This window comes from Acinetobacter corruptisaponis, from assembly GCF_030053775.1.
Classification (GTDB): domain Bacteria; phylum Pseudomonadota; class Gammaproteobacteria; order Pseudomonadales; family Moraxellaceae; genus Acinetobacter; species Acinetobacter corruptisaponis.
Window position 1 is genome coordinate 292145 of record NZ_CP125669.1, and the last position, 19364, is coordinate 311508.

Consider the following 19364-nt stretch of genomic DNA (forward strand, 5'->3'; position numbering starts at 1 on the left):
AACTCATTTCAAAGTTGAACGGTAAAGAAACCACCTATGGTCAGTATATTGAAAAAGAGAAAATTGATATTGACCGATTAAAAGCCATGTATTCGATTTATGAACAGTATTATGAAAATACCAAGTTCTCAATTTTCGTTGAGGATTTTAAAAAGAAAAGTGGCGCCATATTAATTTTTCATTCAGAAACCCATGAGGTTGTTGGATTCTCCACCGTTGCTGTTCAGCATTTTTATTTAAATGGTAAGGATTATACGGTACTTTTTAGTGGGGATACTGTGATTTTGAAAGCATTTTGGGGAACCCGAACACTGCAAAGCACCATGTTTAAATTAATGGTCAAGCTAAGGATCAGATATCCTTTTAATGAGTTGTATTGGCTACTGATCTCAAAAGGTTATAAAACCTATTTGTTGCTTGCGAATAATTACTATGTTTACTACCCAAATATACAAGATGAAAACCAGCATTTAGCGACTGTGGTCGAACATTATTGCGAAAACTTTTTTAGCGAGTATTACGACAGGGAAGTTGGATTGTTAAATTTTGGTGATGACTATCAACCGTTAAAAGGTGAGGTGGCACCCATCACCGAGGAAATGAGGGAAAAGAATCCTAAAATCCATTTCTTTGAGCAGAAAAATCCCACCTGGACAACAGGGACAGAACTGCCATGTCTTGGCCGTTTAGGGTGGAAAGATCTTGCACGTTTTCCTGTAAAGTTAATGACCAAACCTGTGAGTAAGGGAAAATACGAAGCACTTGTGGTTAAGCAGGAAAATCGTCATGGAGTGATGCAATGAAATATAAATCATGGCTGACTTCAGGTTCGCATCTCATCTTAAAGCATTGGTGTGAGAATGCTGACCAAAAATTTAGAAATGGTTTCAACCACCAGTTGGAACAGGTTCAGCGTCAAGTACTGGATTCAATTTTACAGTCATCGACCTTAGCCAATGACAAAAAGGTGAAGAACTATGAGCAGTTTATCACAGCTTTTTCACCATCCCGTTATGGCACATGGCGAGAGCAGATACAGAAATATCGGCAACAAAAGCTTGCTCTTTCAAGCAGCAGGCTGGTCCGTTTTCAGCCAACCAGTGGTTCTAGTGAACAAATTAAATTTATTCCTTATACCCAACTGTTTCTGGATGAGTTGGATCATGCCATTGCACCGTGGTTGGCAAGCCTGTATCGAAAATGCCCTCAATTGCAGCAGGGCACACATTACTGGTCGGTATCATGGTTGCCTGAAAGCCAACGTGAGGTGCTGAAAGATAAAAACCTGAATGATGACAGTGCTTTATTGGGGATTGGTAAACGTATTCTATCCAAGTTTACCCAGGCGGTGCCAAGTAATGTGGCGTTTGCCGCCAATGCCGATGATGCCTTGTTCGCCACCATTTGTTATCTGGTTGCGAACCATAACTTAGCCATGATTTCTGTGTGGAGCCCAACCTTTGCCTTGCAATTGCTGGAACGGCTGGAATCTATGCGTAATGAAGTGGTTGAGGTATTGGCAAGTGGTTCATGGGGAAATCGTCAAACCTCTCTAAAAGAGGTCAAAACACCTTATAGCCCACAAAGTGCTGAGCGTTTGACTGCAAGTTATGCGGGTAACAGTATTGATTTTAAAATCTTATGGCCAAAGCTGAGTTTGGTCTCCAGTTGGGATACTGCAGGTTCAAAAGATTGGGCTGGAAAATTAAAAGAAAGACTTCCTTGGGTGCAGTTTGAGGGTAAGGGGCTATGGGCAACAGAGGGGGTAGTCACAATTCCTTACGATGGTCATTATCCTCTAGCCTATCAAAGCCATTTTTATGAGTTTGAATATTTACAGGGAGATCAGCAGGGACAAATCATTCCATCATGGCAACTCAAGCAGGGCGATGTGGTCAGTCCGATCATCAGTTCTGGTAATGGTTTACTGCGTTATTGTCTAGATGATTGTCTACGGGTAACAGGCTTTATGGGACAAATCCCGTGTTTTGAGTTTCAGGGACGGCGTTTTGGGGTTGATCTGGTGGGAGAAAAGCTGGCACCTGAAACAGCGCAGCAGTTGCTTTCACATTTAAATCAGGCAGATAGCAAGGCAGTTTCCTTGTTGGCAGTGGATACACAGCAACAGGCCAAGCCTTTTTATTGTGTGCTGTTTGAGGGCGAGATTCACCATAGCATTGATCATAGCTATATCGACAACTTATTGCGTGAAAATTTCCACTATGAGTTGGCGCGTAATTTGGGACAGCTTGACCAACCCCAGATTCGACAGGCAGATAATGGTTGGGATGCCTATAAAAAACTGGTGATGTTTGATGGCATTATTGAGGGGAATATCAAACCTGAACCCTTAAAGAAAATTACCCTGAATAGTCTGGAACAGCTATGAAGATCAGGGATAACTATTTGCAAAAGCAGGTTTCAATATACCAATTCGCCATCTACTTCAGTATTTTGCTGCTTTCAAGTTCAGTCAATGCCATGACTCTGGATGAGGCATTATCTGCAAGTTTAAAACATGAAAGTCAGTTGGAAATGAGCCGTTTAAGTGTCAACCAGTCAACCGCCATGCTTGAGCAGGCGCGACAGAGAGATGGGCTTAAGCTGAACCTGGTTGGGCAACTGGATTATGAACGGGTTGAAACACCCACAGGTGTGATGTTCCCGACTGAGGGCAACCGAAAAGGTCGAAGCCTGCAATTACAACTGGATTATCCTGTATATACCTCAGGTCGGCATCAATTGGGGATTGAGGTTGCCAAGAATCAGCTTTCTGCACAGTCTCAGGGTCTTTCAGACCGAAGATCAGAAACCATTTTAAACACGGTGATGGTGTATACGGATGTACTGAAAAAACAGGCGATTCTGGAGCTGAGAAAGAAAACACTGGCGAATTTACAACGTTCTTTATATGAATCACAACGGCGTTTTGATGTGGGCATGATTACCCGTGCAGATTTGGCGCAGGTTTTGGCTCAGGTGGCTCAGGGGCAGGCAGATGTGACACAGGCACAATCGAATCTTAGTGTGAGTGAGGCGCAGTTTTATCAAATTACAGGTGAACAGCCAGACCGTCTTGTGGCAATGACCAACTTACCTAAAATTTCCAGTCATTTAGATATCATTTTGACAAAAACCAAAAATCATCCAGCCTTGATGCAGGCCAAATATGAAAAACAGGCTGCCGAAAAGCAATATGCCTTGGTAAAACGGGAGCTGTGGCCAACAGTGATGTTGACCAGCCGCGCAGGCTCGCAGCATGAAGCGAGCTATATTGGTTCTGAAAGCAATAATTATATGGTTGGCGTGCAGTTGAATGTGCCACTGTATGACGATGGGCTGAACCGTGCCAACATTAAAAAAGCCCAGGCTGACGTGGATTTGGCCAAGCAGAAAATTAAAAGCCTGGAACTGGATTTAAATCAGCGTGCCCAAACCACTTACGCACAACTTCGTAGTATTCAAAAAAATAAGGATGCGCTGAAAAATGCAATTGATGCGGCATCAATTGCACTGGTTTATACCCGTAAAGAATTTGAGCTGGGCACCAAAACCACTTTTGACTTACTCAATACTGAACAAAAATTATTGGATGTACAGACACAGCAAACGGTAAATGAACAGGATGAAGTGGTGTTTGTTTATCAGCTATTAGATCAGATGGGTGATTTGAATGATCTGGTGTCGACTCAATATCAACAACAGGGGGGGGGCAATGACAACTAATCCAGCATTACCACAAATAGAAAACCCTCTAATCACCCGTGAAGCAACCTTGCAGGATGATCAGGCATTACGAGAGTTAATCGCTGTGCCAATGACAACCAAGGGTGTGAAAATCAGTTTTCAACGTGAACCGAGTTACTTTAAAGCCTCGGATATTCTGTATCGACAAAAATTGCATGTATTGATTGAGGATCAGGAAAAGCAGAAAAAAGTGGCATGTTATAGCAATGGGTATCGACCATGTTATGTCAATCAGAAAATCCAAAATTTTAGATATGCCAGTGATTTACGTGTTGATCACACTTATCGTGGCAAATCGCTGGTTAAAGCTTTGGGTGCCCATGTCAAACAGACCATGTATGCACCCAATTTTAGCCAGATCATTATCTTTAATGATAATTATGCTGCCCGCGCTGCAATGCAGACAGGCAAGACAGGTATGCCTGATTATTATGATGAGGGGCTGATTGAAACCTTAACCCTGACTGATCTAGGTTCAAAAAGAAAGGTCGTTAATTTTTTGAATCGAACGGTTCAGAATAACAGTATCAAGGATATTCAGCCTTGTATTGCACAGCCAGAACACATTCCAGCAATGAACAATTTTATTGCGGAAATGGCGCAGCATTATAATTTTATTCCCGCCTATCAATTTGAGGAGCTATTGCAGGAGCATCATTATTTTTCAGGCTTAAAGTTATCGGATTTTATACTGTATTTTCAAAATCAGAAGTTGGTGGGAATGTTTGGTTTATGGGACCAGCATCAAATTAAACAGACCAAGATTTTACATTACAGCCCTGTGATAGGTGTATTACGGCCATTTTATAATCTCTCTACCTTGATCACGAAGAGTATGCCATTGCCCAAACTTGGGGATTCAATGAAATATCATGTGCTGCATAGCTTATTATGTCATCCAGAGTCGTTGGCTTTACACCATCTTATGCTTGAGGATGCTTATACGATGTCCAAAAAACGTGACGTTGGTGTGGTGAGTTTCACCCTTTCCCATAAAGATCCGCGTTATCAATTGAATCAATTTTACAAAGGGGAACGCTTGACAGGTATGCACGGATTTATCAGTTTTGAGGTTGATCCTCGTCCAAATTTTGACAAGAATTTAATTCCTTATCTTGAAGTAGGGCGGATTTGATTGGCGAATGTAAACCATAAGCCGAATGGAAAAACTTATTCTACATTCCATTCGGTATCGGCCATGAATTGTTTATAACAGTTTAATCAAGATGATGATTACGAAAATGATAAAGGCACTGAGTGCAGGTCTTTCAAAGATAAAAGAAGATGCCTGTACTTGAGTTTCTGGTTGTGGAGCACTTTGTTCTTGCTGATCCTGAGCGATGTGGTATTCCAGCCATGTGATGACATTTTGGTAGCGAGGCGTGGCATACGGTGGCAATTTACCTTGTGCAATTAAAGTGGTCAGACGTTGTTGAGCCAAAGGATGACCTTTTTCTTTGGCGGTTTGTAGCAATGAACGGACATATTCTTTTTTAACCATGGCATGATCTAAAAAATCATCAATCAGTTTGTGTAAATAGGCATGGTGCTCAATATTGGATAACACCACTTGAGCTGTCTGTGATGTCACTTCCTGATACATGCGAGACCTGACTAGATCGGGGGCCACCAAGCCAATCTCCGCCTGAAGATATATTGCTCGCCAATCATTTATTGCAGCCAGGCCAATAAAGCGTTGGGCTATTTTGAGGTCCTGAGCTAAATACTGACCCTGTAAATAAAGATAAGCAAGGTATAACAGGGCAGTGGTTTCATGTTGGGGTTGGGAAACAGACTGATGCAGAAACGCGATTAAATAATTCAACTCAACCTGACTGAGTTTATGTTTTTTCAGCATTTCTGCGGCTTTAGGTAGTCCTTTTTGTTTTAATTGATCATTAAAATCCTGATTCTCAAGCTCAGCCAGTAAATAACTAAAATCATGTTGGTGGATCAGTTGTGCCTGCATTTGCTCTTTGACACGTTTGGCTTGTCCATCAGGTCGTTCTTTTGCCACTTTTTCATATATTTCTGGTTCATAACGTTGATAGTCGCTACAAATTTTTGCCTGACACATATGAACAAAATTCAGGCTCTTTTCATTTGTCCCACTGTAATGATTTGATGTAGAGGACTTGATTTGCATCAGTGCAGGTATATCGTGCTTTTGTGGATAGCACATTTCTGAAAATAATTGCCATAAATGTTGCTGTTGGCCTTGCGCAAATGCAGCCAATATTTCAACAGAATTTTCTGAATCTTGTTCTTCTGTTGAATTGTTTTCTGCCAACCATGATTGATACAAGGCTGTATCTTGCCAAAAATAAGCAGGCAGAACAGTGATAAATGGTGTTTTGTCGCTGATTAAAATAGGGAAAAATGGATAAGTTAGTTTGCCATTGGGTAAGTGTAAACGCCAAATAAAGCTGGTGGCTGATTTGAGTGGAATGGTGGTTATTGATTGTGGAGCATCACCAATAAAGCGGGTATGTTCGGCTTTTAAATGTCTGGCATACTGGGCAATATCCTGGTCATCACTATCATCAAATTCTTGTTGTTTTAATTCATAAAGTCGATGGGCAATGTTGCGTAAAGATAAATGATCAGTTTTGCCTGTTGGGTCATAGACAATTTCAGCAGGACAAGAGGCATATTCTTCATCTTTAAACAATAGGTTGTTGGCCTGTACAATCACGCCCCAAACGACGTGCCCCTCATTATAAAGGGTTTTTAATGCATCCATTTGCCCGATTAATTCATCACCCAGCATCCAAAAAGGGGGAATCATTTGTAAATAACTACTCAGGTCAAATGGGGCCTTGGCAATAATTTCAGGTAAATGATCCAGTAAATATGGGTTTGGTGTTTCTGCTAAAGGCGCATGTGGGTCTAAACTCGCAGGCAAAAAGCCTGTTACACTAAAGTGAACACTTTTTTCAGGGAGTTGATTAAATAAACGTTCACAAATTGCCACCAAAGGAAAATAAACATTTTTTTGTTGGTTGCTTTCATATTCTAAAACTAGAAAATTCTCAAAACAGGGTCCAATAATATTGCCCAAACCCCCAAATTCACTATTTTCTGCATTGAAATATTGTTCATATTCAGACCATGATGGACATATTTGCCATGCCCGCGCAATGATTTCTCCACAATAAAAACCAAGAAGTAATAACAGTGACTGTTTTGCGGTATCATCAATAAATTCAGATTGGCTTAAATAATTGTCCTGACGGAGCTGGTCTAAAAATGTATCTATTCGACGTAAGCTTTCAATACTAAAATCAAGATGAATTTGGCGTAATTTTTCTTCATAAGCCAGACCATTTTCCCATGATTGCTGTTGGAAAAATCGGTATAAATATGTTCGTGATAATGTTCCCAGTGTGCTCAGTTTATTTGCAGCAATAAAATCTGTTTTTTTCATGACAAGCCCCAAAAAATTGTGTTTATAAGTATGTTTGGCAATTTTATTAATCGCCGTAAGAATAGTGAGAATCTTTTTTAAAAACAAGTGCTTTCTATTTTCCGAATAATGATAAATTTCTTGTGTTTTTAGGTTTTATTTGTTCATATGCTTGATCGTAAGCGTATAATTTGCTCAATTAATTTTTTGTTTTTCCTCTAAAGTTGTTTAATAAATTTAATCTATGTGCGAATCCCTAACAATTCCAAATCATTTATGTATGCAGCTATTGGAAGCTGCCCAACCTATTGCTCTTGCAGAGCAAGTTGTAAATTATACATTGGAGTTGATGGATATCCCTCAGATTTGGCAACAGTATGATTTGGCTCGTCCTGACTATCTGCTTAACGCTGTTCCTAAACGTTTAAACGAGTTTTACGCAGGACGTATTCTTGCTCAAGCCATATTACAACAGCATTTTAGTTGTCTGGATTCAATCACGTCTATGTCAGAAAGACTCCCGATATGGCCAAAAGGGTTTAAGGGGAGTATCAGTCATTCCAACAATAAGTTGGTGGTTGCTGTTTCAGCACAGGCAGATTATTTGGGCATTGATATTGAACATATTGTCGATGAAAATTTCGCAAAAGACAGTGCTGCTTTGATTCTCACACAATCTGAACAAGCATTATGGCAAACAGGACAGATTCAGGGTTTAAGTTTTTGTGAATATTTGACGTTGATTTTTTCCCTGAAAGAAAGTTTATATAAGGCGGTATATCCAGTTGCCCAAAGTTATATTGATTTTCTGGAAGCGTTTGTAGAACAAATAGATATGGAAAATCAGTCTGTGCAGTTTTCATTTTGCCCGAAAGTCAGAGAAAAATATGGTTTGTTGGAACAACATCAAGGGTATTGGCAAATACAGGATAATACTGTGTTGACGTGGGTGTTTAAATAAATGAGTTTTTAAAATAGAAATAGAGGATATTAATTCTTCTATATTTATGTAAATTCTCATAAATAAATTAGGTTTTCAAACAGGCGAACACACTTCGCCTCTACAAATTAGATGTAATGTAGGGTCGAACTGTGTTCAACCCCTATGATTTAGTGTCTTAATCCTATGTGAGATTGATTCTTCGCATTACTTGCTAACTCTCCTGCAAATCAGGATCATTAAAATTGGCTTCCCTGATTTTTTCAGCACTCATTAAAAAGACCAAACCCAGTGCAAAACTCAGACCACTAAAGATAAAGATACTGCTTGAGATCGGTAAGAAGCGGGTAAGTGCACCCATAATTGTTGTTGCAATTGAATCCGATGCTGCATCCTGAGCCAACCAGATCGCATTGATTCGCCCTAAATATTCATCAGGGGTATGACCTTGTACAATGCTATATTGCAATAGATTGGCGATGGCAGAGAGATAGCCAAATACGCTTAGAATCATCAGTGTAAGGATAAACCAATGAGATAAGCCTACGAGGAACATACAGGCAAAAACCGCAAGACTGATATACAGCATCACCGTTCCTGGGCGAGTGAGTTGTGATGTCCAACCACTGAGTAAAGCCCCCAGTGTTGCCCCCAGTGGCACGGCTGAATACATTAAGCCCAATTCAAATGCACCGCCTCCAAATTGTTGATCGACAATTTGCGGAAATAAAATTCGAATTGCACTACTAAAACCAAGAATCGTTCCGATTAGAATGGTGCTACCGACAATCTTGTTTTGAAAGATGAATTTAAAGCCCTGTAATAATTGCTGAATTGGATGTTCATCCTCGTCATTGCCTTGTGGTTTGAGTTGAGGCAAGCCAATCAATAACAGCACTGTGACCAATGTACCAATGGTCGAAATCCAGTATGCCCAAGCGATATTACTGAGTGCAATCACAATTCCGCCAATCGCAGGTGATAGCACAGTGGCAAGACGTACTGACACCATACTGATGGCACGAGCCTGTACAATATTTTCCCGCCCCACAATGATTGGCATAATCGCCATCATGGCAGTCACGCCTAACGCCCCGAAAAAGCCATCCCATGCGCTGAGGAAATAAATCACATAGAGGGAGGGTGTATCCAGCATGGCATTGATCGCCAAGCCCATAAAACCCAGACCACAGACAAAACGAGCCAATAAAATCAGCTTTTTGCGGTCATAACGATCTGAAAGCACACCACCAAGCAGCAAGCCAATAAACATGGCAACCCCCTCAAATGCCATGACAATTGCGACTTGCAACACATCGCCAGTCATTTGATAGACTTGTTGTGGAATCGCCACAATCAACATGCCGATGGTAAGTAGTGAAACAGTGCGGGCAATAAACACATTGCGGAAATGTCGATTCGTTTTGAGCAGACTAAAATCAGTCAAGATATGTTTAAACTTCATGCTTGGCATCCTTTAATTGGTAGACTTGGCTGAGATAGTCATTCAGTAATGGTCCTAAAGTGGTGAGCTGTTCAGGCGACAATAAATTTTCATGACTGGCTTCAGGCAAACGAATCACTTCCAGTTCATTGACAAAAGGCTGCCAGTTTTCAAGCGGTTGGATATAGTCAGGTAAGGATTGATCAGCGACAAAGACATGGATTTTGCCTGCATAGCTTGAGGTTTGATGCTGACTGAGTAGGCGCACCGCATCCCGATAATTGGCAAAAATATAGTCCTGCAAACTGTCTTTTTCTTCATTCAGAACTTCATCCGCACCATCCAGAACCTGATTAAAGAACTGGATTTGTTCCTGTTCTGCTTCTTCGGTTACTGCATCGGCATTTTGCATATCCCAGTCATGGATTTCGGCTGGATAGGTATCGAGTAAGCCGACAAAGGCAACTTCATGTCCCAAACGTTGTAAGCGATCAGCCAACCCGTAGGCAATCGTACCACCCAATGAATAACCCAAGAATGTAAATGGTCCGTCAGACTGAATTTCAAGGACTTGTTTTAGTTGATGATCAATTAATTCATCCATCGTTTGGCTATACACCAATGCACCATTTGGACGAGGCGATTGCAACCCGATCAGGCTAATATCAGGATGTAGATAACGATTCAAAACGCTATATTGCCAAGCCAAGCCTGAACCTGGATAGATACAGAACACAGGTTTGGTTTTTGCCTGTCGAATAATAAAGGTGGTGTCAAAACCTGCATCATCACTGGCTTGGTTGATCAGGCTTTGCAGTTGTAACTGTTCCGCCAGTTTCTCAATATTTGCGCCAGTCATGATTTGATTCACAGCGAGACTTCGATCAAAGGCTTTTTTAATTTCAATTGTCAATTTCATTGCTAAGATTGAGTGACCACCTAAAGCAAAGAAATCTTCCTCGACTTTAATACGACGCTGTAGCGCTAAAATATTCTGGAAAATCTGTTCCAGTTTTAATTCAGCTTCACTGGATGGCAAACGACTATTTAAAGTATGCGATGTTTGCGGTTGCGGTAATGCCTTACGATCCAGTTTGCCATTATGACTAAGAGGGAATGTTTCCAATGTCATCAAGTGGTTTGGAATCATATAGGCAGGTAAATTTTTTGCCAGACGTTTTTTCAGGCTATTGGCATCCAAAGGCTGTGTAGTTTTAAGATAAGCCACCAATTGAATATCCGCAGCATTTTGATCATTCGCTACAGGATGAACCACCACTTCATCAATTTGGGTGATTAGACGTAGTTGCTGTTCAATTTCACCCAATTCAATGCGTTGCCCACGAATTTTCAATTGATCATCGGCACGTCCGACATATTGGATACTGCCATCGGCATTCCAACGAGCAATATCACCTGTGCGATACATCCGTTGCCCTGACAGGAATGGATTGGCAACAAAACGGGTGGCGGTGAGATCACTACGCTGTAAATAGCCAATCGCCAATTGATCACCTGCCAAATATAGCTCACCCTCAGCGCCAATCGGTTGCGGACGCAAGTATTGATCAAGAATATAAAGCTGCGTATTCCAGACAGGATAACCAATCGCAATACTGCTTTCGGGCATTGCTTGCGGCTGTCGGGCATCCATATAGCTAACATCCACCGCAGCTTCGGTTGGACCATAGAGGTTATGCAATTCACAACTAAAATGTTGGTTAAATGATTGTGCCAATGCGGTTGGCAAGGCTTCACCACTACAGAATACTCGTTTCAGCGGCAAGGCTTGACGTTGCTCATCAGTCAAAAATTCTATTGCTGCATTCTCAAATACCGCCAGCATCGACGGTACAAAGTGCAAGGTAGTAATATCATTTTGTTGAATCACATTGAGCAATGCCATTGGGTCACGATGCGCATCCACAGCTGCCATCACCAAACGAGCACCGACCAGATATGACCAGAAAAACTCCCACACCGACACATCAAAACTACAAGGGGTTTTTTGCAGGATTGTATCTTTATGATCCAGTGGATATTGATCTTGCATCCATAAAATACGATTGACAATCGCCTGATGCGAGACCATCACGCCTTTCGGTTGCCCTGTTGTGCCAGAGGTATAAATGACATAGGCAGGATGTTGTGGGCTAACCAAGCTAATTTTATAGTGGGTTAGGCTAATATCTTCCGCATCAAACAACGCATCAAAATCAAATCGTGGCGTTTCAATTTCGGGCAATACATCCTGTTCGCTAATGGTCAGACGAGGTTTGGCATCCTCCAACATATATTTGATACGTTCAACGGGATGCTGAATATCAATTGGTAGATAAGCTGCGCCTGCTTCAATCACCGCTAAAATCGCCAGACTGAGTTTAACGGAACGAGGCAGGGCAATCGCCACAATATCGCCCGCCTGTACCCCAGAACGCTGCAACACTTTGGCAAGCGCACAGACTTGCTGACGCACCTGAGCAAAAGTCAGTTGTTGCTGTTCATCACATAGGGCAATCAGATCAAGATTGCGCAATGCCTGCGTTCTTAATAATTGCTGTAATGTAGTCTGTGGCACATCATGGTTAGTTTGGTTGATCTGTTGAATAAATTGCTCTTCAGCATTCACTTGTAACAGATAGTGATGCAGTGCGGTTTCAGGCTGATTCAGGGCAATTTCAATCAATTGTTCAATGCGTTGCAGGAATTGTTCAGGTTGGGCAATCACGCCACGTTGTTCCAGTAACAGTTCAATTTGCTGATCAGGAATCACCAATAATGCCAGTGGATAATGGCTATAGCCCCGATTGGTCAGCTTTTCAATTTTGGCTGAACCTAAAGTTTGTTGTAGATATTGATGATCAGGATAATTTTCCACCACCAATAAGCTATCAAATAAACTGCCTAAGCCCAGTTGTTGCTGAATTTCATTTAATCCCAGACCATCATGCTCCAGATGGCGAATATGCAGTTGTTGCAAGTGCTGTAGCTGCTGCCACAGATTTTGCTGCATATTCAATTGCACCCGTACAGGAATGGTGTTCAGGAACAAGCCAATTTGTTGATCTAGCCCATTGATCGGGGCAGAACGCCCAGCCACAGGTGTCCCAAAAATGAGGTCTTCACGATGCGCATAAATCTGTAGGCACATTGCCCAGATCATTTGCATAAACACATTTAAGGTAATGCCTGTCTGGCGCAACTTTTGTTGCAGTGTTGCGCTCAGTGCTAGACTTAAATGATGTGCAGTTTCCTGTATGCTGTGTTGTTTGGCGTGTTCAAATAACACCAAAGGCTGCACATGGGCAAGGTCTTGCTGCCAAATTTGCTTGGAAAGGCTGTGGTCCTGTTGTACCAGTTGCAGAATGACATCGGCATAGCTATGTGCTGGAACAGTCAGGCTTTGTTCAGGTTTTTGATAAGCTTGAATAAAATCCTGCATAAATAGTGGAGTAGACCAGCCATCGGTTAGCAGATGATGCACCATCAAGATCAGTTCAGATTGCTGTGAATTGTGTTGAATTAGTACGGCACGAATCAATCCATAAGGCTGATCAAGTTGCATCGGTTGCTGTAAAACTTGTTCAATGGTGTGTTCTAATTGACCTGCTTGGCAATCGTATTGTTCAACCAGCCACATTTGCGTTGGGTTTGGCGAATACACAAAAATCGGTTCATCATGCAGATTGCTATCAAAACAGCCACCCAGTTGCGGATGTTTTCTCAGCACATTGGTCAGTGCCTGTTGCAATTGAATCAGATCAATTTCGCCATTTAAACTCAAACGGGTAAAGGCATTATAACTGGCATGTTGTTGCTCAATTTGCGAATGGAACAACATACCTTTATGTAGCGGCAATAAGGGTAAAACGATACTGTCCTGCGCATAGTGCTGTTGTACCTTTTCAATCAGCGCATCATCAAACACCTGTTGAATGTTGTTATCGTTTGATTTTATTTCCAGCGCTTCAAGTTGAGTCAACATTGCCGCAACGGTTTTAAGCTGAAACACATCACTGGGTTTAAGTCCGTAACCGTGTTGGCGTAACTGGGTACACAGCATAATTGCTGAAATACTGTCACCGCCTGTCATAAAGAAATCGTCATCAATCCCGATCTGCTCCAGTTTCAACACAGAGGCGGCAATCTGACACAGCAGTTTTTGCTCAGGCGTTTGTGCAACGCGGCTTTGGCTACGAATTTGCGGTTTTGGTAATGCTTTTTTATCGACTTTACCACTGACATTACGAGGAAATTCCTGCATGACAGTGAGTGCCGATGGCACCATATAATCAGGCAGGTTTTGGCGTAACAAACTCAGATAATGCTGGCTCAGTTGCTCACTTTTGGCTTCATCCAGTTGAATGTCTTTGACCACACAGTAGCCTAGCAGGCGATGACTGTTGTTAATCGGTTCAGCAATCACCACCACACTTTCAATATCTGGCAGGATGGATAGCGCATTTTCAACCTCACCAATTTCGACCCGATAACCCCGAATCTTGATCTGGTCATCACAGCGTCCCATAAATTCCAGTTTGCCTGCCATATTCCAGCGCACCAAATCACCTGTGCGGTACATGCGTTGACCCTGTTCAAATGGGTTGGCAACAAAACGAGTCGAGCTGAGATCGGCACGACCTAAATAGCCATTGGCAATGCCAAAACCTGAAATATATAACTCGCCAATCACCCCAATTGGGCAGCGTTGTAGATTTTGATCCAGTACATAGGCTTGGGTGTTACCAATCGGATTGGCAATCACAGGACGTTCGGTTAGTTTTAATTCGGCTCGAAAGGTATCCACTGTATATTCAGTTGGACCATATAGGTTATGCGCAAACAGGTTTGGTTGAGCATTGAGTTGTTGCCACAATGCCAATGGCGCAGCTTCACCGCCAATTAAAATCAGGCTTGGATGATGTTGATGTTCCGTAAATAAACCATTACTGATCATTTGCGCACAGAACGAGGGTGGCAAGTCCAGCGTATCAATTTTGCGTTGCTGAATTTCCTGTACCAAGCCATAGGCATCACGGCGCATATTTTCATCAAAGATATGCAGTTCCTGACCCCATAACAGCCAGAATACCTGTAACCATGACGAGTCAAAGGAGAATGAGTGGGTATGCGCAGCACGAAGTGGACGTTCAGGGAAACGTTGTTGCACTGCCTCAAGTACAGGGAAATAAATCGTATGTTGATGCGACAGGATCAGATTGAGTAATGAACCGTGCGTATTCATCACGCCTTTTGGTCGTCCTGTACTGCCTGATGTAAAGATCACATAGGCAACATCCTGAAAATCAAAACGTCGTTGCTCGGCAGTAATATCGCTTGGGTCTTGTTGCTGGATTTGTTCACGTACTGACGCATCATCTAGATAAATCTGTGTTAAGCCCTGTGGAAGCTGCTGTGTCAAAGCTTGTGTGGTCAATACAAATAGCGGATTGGCATCCTCACACATCATTTGCATCCGATCAGTCGGATAGTCCAGATCAAGCGGCAAGAAGCTTGCACCTGAATTCAGTACCGACAGCATCATCACCACTGATTCAGCCGAACGGGGAATTGCCCCTGCAATTACGGTATGCTTTTTTGCACCATTGGCTTGCAGGAATCGGGTCAGTTGGTTGATCTGGGTTTTTAATTCAGCAAAAGTCAGTTGATACAGCGAATCACGTTCACCGCTTAAAATCGCAATCCGTTCAGGATATTTTTGTGCCTGTTCATAGAAGATATCTAGCACATTGTTATAGCATTCAGGATGAGTAACTTTAATTCCTGTTCCTGCCTGAGTCAGTAACTGCTGTTCCTGTTTGGTGGTAATGCTAAAGGTAGCGCAGGCATGTTCTGGTTGTGCCAGACATTGTTCCAGTAGCAGCGTTAAACGTTGACTGTGCATCAACAATTCATCCTGACTATAACGTAAGGCATCCGCTCGTAGTTCAATAATCAGTTCCTGATTCTGTACAATAAATGAAAACTCAAAATCATCAATCGGGCCTGTGGAAATATGATGCGTTTTCACCACTTGATCATCAATCACTAAATCCTGATCAAAGGCTTTATAATTCAGGATTGTCCCATAAATTCGTTCATGCACATCAATCGAGTTTAGGTCACGTAAAATCTGTTCGGCATCATATTTTTGATGTGGGCGAATCTGGTTCAGTTGCGCTTGTACATGCTGCGCCAAGTCCAGCCAGCTTTGCTGTTGAGTGACACTAAACTTGACAGGTAAGACATTGACGGTAGGTAAGAGTGAACGAATGGCTTTAGACCCCAAACGACGCATAAAGGGAATACCCATTACCAATTCAGACTTATCAGTCATTCTGTGGAGGTAATGTAATGACAATGCCATCATTATGTCAGGCAAAGCCAGCTTGGCATGGGCAGCCAAAAGCTGAATTTGTGCCAAAATGCCTTGTGAAAAATGCAATTGATGTTTGATAAATTTAGCGGTAGTTTTAGCCGCTAAATGATGTGTGCTTAAGGTCACAGGCGTTGGTAAATCCTGACAATAGGATGTCCAAAAGTCCTGATCAACCTGAAACTGTGAGCTATTTTCATAAGCCTGACGTTCCGCAATCACCTCTGTCACAGTAATAAACGGTGATGCTTTCAGCTCAGTCTGCTGTTGCAATTGTTGATAAAGCCCCACAATACGTTTGGTCAGGTTAATGATACTAAAACCATCTAACATGATGTGATGGTAACGTTGATACCAATACACCTTGTCATGGCAGATAAACAACACCTGACGATAAAGATGGCTATCATTATTTTTTAATGACTTGGCATATTCCCGATCGGTGGGCATCCAGTCCCATAAGCGTTTTTGTGCTTGCGCAGGACTGAGATGACAAAAATCAAATTCTTCGATCTGAATTTGCGGATTGTGATTGAGCTGGAAAAATGGATGAGCGGGATCACAAGAATAGCGTGCTGTGACGGTATCTGCTTCACTCAAGCCCATTTCAATCGCTTGTTTAAAAGTTGTCAGATCAACACTTTTTGGCAATTCCAGACAATGCGCAATGGTATATAAATCTTCAATCGAACTGAGATGATCAGCAAGGAAAATCCCTTGTTGGGTCGAAAGCAGGTTTAGGCGAATTGGTTCTTGGGTAAATTCATGCTGTAGGGCTTGATTCATGGCAATTGCTCCATTAAGCCGATTGAAATGGATTAATCGACTTCCAATGTTTTTCTACATATTGGATACACGATGCACGGCTATCTGCACCGTGTTGAATATCCCAACCTGCGGGTACAGGATGAAATTCAGGCCATAAACTGAATTCACCTTGATGATTTTTAAGGACGAAAAATGATAAATTTTCATTGTCGAATGGGTTGAGATAGTTTTCTTGTAAAGTACTCATCATATTTTTCCTTTGAATCTAAACGGTTTTATGAGGAAAGCAGGATTTGCAGGCTAGCGATCAGGTCATGTCGCCAATTGACCGCATCATGTCCACCTGCAAAGGTGTGAATCTGGGTGTCTACAAATGGATTTAAATGAACATACAGTTGTTCACTGTCTTCACACATATCGGTTTCACACTGTCCAGTACGGATCAGGATGTTTCGATCTGTTGGAATACGCTGTAGATGTTGTGGAATAAGCTCTAAAAAACGCTGCTGCTGATCTTTTAAAAAATGACTTTGTGAATAATCCGACCACCAATAAGAACCTGATTGCAAAATCAGTTGATGCAGCGCATTGGGATAAAGCAGTAAGGTATGCAGCGCGCATAAGCCCCCTAAACTTTGACCGCATAAGCTGATTTTGGAGTTATCCAATCCAAACTGCTGTTTAAGATAGGGAATGAGTTCCTCAACCAACGCTTGGGAAAAAAGGTCACGGCAACCATAGTCGAAGCAGCGTTGTTCACTATTGATACTGTGGATAAAGGCATAGCAGGCTGGAATAATTTTGTTCTGATCGGTCAGGGTTTGAAGTTGTTGTAGAATCGGTAAATGTTGACTCCAGACTTGCCCATCCAGAAAAAGAATCAACGGTCGATTTGCCGAAAGTTCATCGCTTGTCTGGTAAAGATCAACAGGATAGGTGGTTTCTAGTAGGGTACTTTGCCATTGCAATGAACGATATTGAATCAGTAAATCCTGAGTATAATTTTCTTCTTTTTCAGTTAAATGCACTTGATTGACCCAGCGAGCCACCTGTGCAGGATAGGCAGGATAAGGATTTAAGGGATCAATTTGGGCATGTTGCTGTAACTGCTTTTGCCACCATTGTCGACGCACTGCGGCATCGGTAGTGTGAGGGGCAAGATCAGTTGTTGTGACCAGCACATAACTGCCTGACCAGTCATGCGGTAACTCAATTTCAAAAAAGGCAATATCGGTATTTTCAATCTGCTGAAACTGATTCCATTGCTGATAAATCGAGGGTGTTTGTGAATAAATATCAATAAAAATCTGTTCAGCCTGTGATTGACAACGCCATAGAAAGGTGCAATGCGTACGATGATTCTTTTTTAATATCAGTGGATTGCCAATATGCTGGACTTGATTCCACCAGTTTTTAGAACCCAGATCATTTTGCTGAAATAGGGGATGAGCTGAGGATGTCGTAGCGCAAGGGAGGGTGGTTGGCTTCATCTTGAGTCCCTAGAGTGACCAGAAAGCGGACTCACAATACTAAAATGATTCTTATTAGTAAATGAAAATAATTATCATTATAATCAATTAAAAAAAGCATGAATTTATCATTTATAGATAAAACAAAGATTTAAACCATGAAAAAGTATATTAAATATCCATAATTTTCTTATTTGATAAAAATAATAGTAATACGATACTTGATTATAACGATAATTATTTGCAATTATGCGCAGGAATTTATTGGTGCCCTGTCAAGGTTTGTGGCAGGAAAAATATTCAACTTAATGATTCCACGATCAGTTTGCGATGTTTGTTATGGAACTTTAATCGTTCCTCACATTTCATCTCTATTGGAGTATTGATATGCGCTCAACCGTCATTGTCACGGGAGCTGCCAGAGGAATTGGTGCAGCGATTTCATTGAAATTATTGCAGCAAGGTTTTTGTGTGGTTGGTTTAGACCAGCAGGCACAACCTGAACAATGGGAAATAACCCAAAACCTGACACCAGATTGCCATTCAGGTTGGCAAGGCATTTGTCAGGACATCACGATTGAAGACCAGACCCATGCCACAATTGCAGATATTTTAGAAAATCATCAAGTGGTTGGATTGGTTAATGCCGCAGGTATTCTGATTATGACCTCATTACTGGATGCCACATTGACCGACTGGCAGCGCATTCTGGCGGTGAATTTGTTGGCACCGATTGCGATTAGTCAGCAGGTTGCCCAACATTTTTGTATGAAAAAACATGGCAGTATCGTCACAGTCAGTTCAAATAGCGCACGTATGCCACGTATGCAGTTGGGTATGTATGCCACCACCAAAGCCGCACTCAGTCACTATTGTCGCAATTTGGCACTGGAAGTTGCATCGCATCAGGTGCGTGTCAATATTGTCTCGCCTGGCTCAACCCTAACCAGTATGCAAAAACAGCTCTGGACTGATGATCAGCCACCAGCCGCCGTAGTCGATGGTGACCTTGCTCAATACCGAACAGGTATTCCATTGCGCAAACTGGCTGAACCCGAAGATATTGCCAATAGCGTGATTTTTTTACTGTCTGAGCAAGCTTCACAAATTACCATGCAGGAAATCGTGGTCGATGGTGGTGCGACCTTAGGGGTTTAAAGCCCTTATTCCAAACTTAAAACTTTATAAAAAGATCAATCACTAAGGAGTAGTGC

The 19364-nt window shown here is 41.9% G+C and carries 11 protein-coding genes; 6 read left to right on the plus strand and 5 right to left on the minus strand.

Annotation, left to right across the window (positions count from 1 at the left end; genetic code table 11):
- Positions 1-14 precede the first annotated feature (14 nt).
- From QLH32_RS01390 to QLH32_RS01405, 4 genes are read left to right on the plus strand one after another with little or no spacing between them, the layout of a single operon-like run.
- On the plus strand, positions 15-803 hold the full coding sequence (locus QLH32_RS01390; protein WP_279959173.1) for a hypothetical protein: 789 nt from the start codon (positions 15-17) through the stop codon (positions 801-803).
- Positions 800-2389, plus strand: a complete 1590-nt coding sequence (locus QLH32_RS01395; RefSeq protein ID WP_283267723.1) for a GH3 family acyl-acid amido synthetase — start codon at positions 800-802, stop codon at positions 2387-2389. Before QLH32_RS01390 ends, QLH32_RS01395 begins: the two co-directional genes overlap by 4 nt.
- Positions 2390-2424: 35 nt before the next feature.
- Positions 2425-3726, plus strand: coding sequence for a TolC family protein (locus QLH32_RS01400; RefSeq protein ID WP_432442306.1), 1302 nt, complete (start codon positions 2425-2427; stop codon positions 3724-3726).
- Positions 3716-4882 (plus strand): hypothetical protein, encoded by a 1167-nt coding sequence (locus QLH32_RS01405; protein ID WP_283267725.1) that lies wholly within the window; start codon positions 3716-3718, stop codon positions 4880-4882. Before QLH32_RS01400 ends, QLH32_RS01405 begins: the two co-directional genes overlap by 11 nt.
- A 72-nt stretch (positions 4883-4954) precedes the next feature.
- Here the strand turns inward: QLH32_RS01405 and QLH32_RS01410 are convergent, their stop codons facing one another.
- Positions 4955-7174, minus strand: a complete 2220-nt coding sequence (locus tag QLH32_RS01410; protein WP_283267726.1) for a hypothetical protein — start codon at positions 7172-7174, stop codon at positions 4955-4957.
- A gap of 259 nt (positions 7175-7433) precedes the next feature.
- Here QLH32_RS01410 and QLH32_RS01415 point away from each other — a divergent pair, with 259 nt between their 5' ends.
- Complete coding sequence (locus QLH32_RS01415; RefSeq protein WP_283267727.1) at positions 7434-8114, plus strand: 4'-phosphopantetheinyl transferase family protein; 681 nt, start codon at positions 7434-7436, stop codon at positions 8112-8114.
- Between the two features lie 193 nt (positions 8115-8307).
- Here the strand turns inward: QLH32_RS01415 and entS are convergent, their stop codons facing one another.
- From entS to fes, 4 genes are read right to left on the minus strand one after another with little or no spacing between them, the layout of a single operon-like run.
- Complete coding sequence (entS, locus tag QLH32_RS01420) at positions 8308-9558, minus strand: enterobactin transporter EntS (RefSeq protein WP_283267728.1); 1251 nt, start codon at positions 9556-9558, stop codon at positions 8308-8310.
- On the minus strand, positions 9548-16699 hold the full coding sequence (locus QLH32_RS01425) for a non-ribosomal peptide synthetase (protein WP_283267730.1): 7152 nt from the start codon (positions 16697-16699) through the stop codon (positions 9548-9550). Before QLH32_RS01425 ends, entS begins: the two co-directional genes overlap by 11 nt.
- Before the next feature lie 13 nt (positions 16700-16712).
- Positions 16713-16928 carry an MbtH family protein gene (locus tag QLH32_RS01430; RefSeq protein ID WP_283267732.1) on the minus strand — a complete coding sequence of 72 codons (216 nt, stop codon included), beginning with the start codon at positions 16926-16928 and terminating at the stop codon, positions 16713-16715.
- A gap of 28 nt (positions 16929-16956) precedes the next feature.
- On the minus strand, positions 16957-18171 hold the full coding sequence (fes, locus tag QLH32_RS01435; protein ID WP_283267733.1) for an enterochelin esterase: 1215 nt from the start codon (positions 18169-18171) through the stop codon (positions 16957-16959).
- A 366-nt stretch (positions 18172-18537) separates the two neighbouring features.
- On the opposite strand from fes, the gene QLH32_RS01440 reads away from it, so the two are divergent.
- The gene (locus QLH32_RS01440; RefSeq protein ID WP_283267735.1) at positions 18538-19308 is read left to right on the plus strand and encodes an SDR family oxidoreductase; all 771 of its coding nucleotides are present in this window, start codon (positions 18538-18540) and stop codon (positions 19306-19308) included.
- Positions 19309-19364: the final 56 nt, after the last annotated feature.

Coding starts and splice junctions, on each gene's coding strand:
- QLH32_RS01395 (WP_283267723.1), top strand. CDS start 800: ATGAAATATAAATCATGGCTGACTTCAGGTTCGCATCTCATCTTAAAG.
- QLH32_RS01405 (WP_283267725.1), top strand. CDS start 3,716: ATGACAACTAATCCAGCATTACCACAAATAGAAAACCCTCTAATCACC.
- QLH32_RS01410 (WP_283267726.1), bottom strand. CDS start 7,174: ATGAAAAAAACAGATTTTATTGCTGCAAATAAACTGAGCACACTGGGA.
- QLH32_RS01415 (WP_283267727.1), top strand. CDS start 7,434: ATGCAGCTATTGGAAGCTGCCCAACCTATTGCTCTTGCAGAGCAAGTT.
- entS (WP_283267728.1), bottom strand. CDS start 9,558: ATGAAGTTTAAACATATCTTGACTGATTTTAGTCTGCTCAAAACGAAT.
- QLH32_RS01425 (WP_283267730.1), bottom strand. CDS start 16,699: ATGAATCAAGCCCTACAGCATGAATTTACCCAAGAACCAATTCGCCTA.
- QLH32_RS01430 (WP_283267732.1), bottom strand. CDS start 16,928: ATGAGTACTTTACAAGAAAACTATCTCAACCCATTCGACAATGAAAAT.
- fes (WP_283267733.1), bottom strand. CDS start 18,171: ATGAAGCCAACCACCCTCCCTTGCGCTACGACATCCTCAGCTCATCCC.
- QLH32_RS01440 (WP_283267735.1), top strand. CDS start 18,538: ATGCGCTCAACCGTCATTGTCACGGGAGCTGCCAGAGGAATTGGTGCA.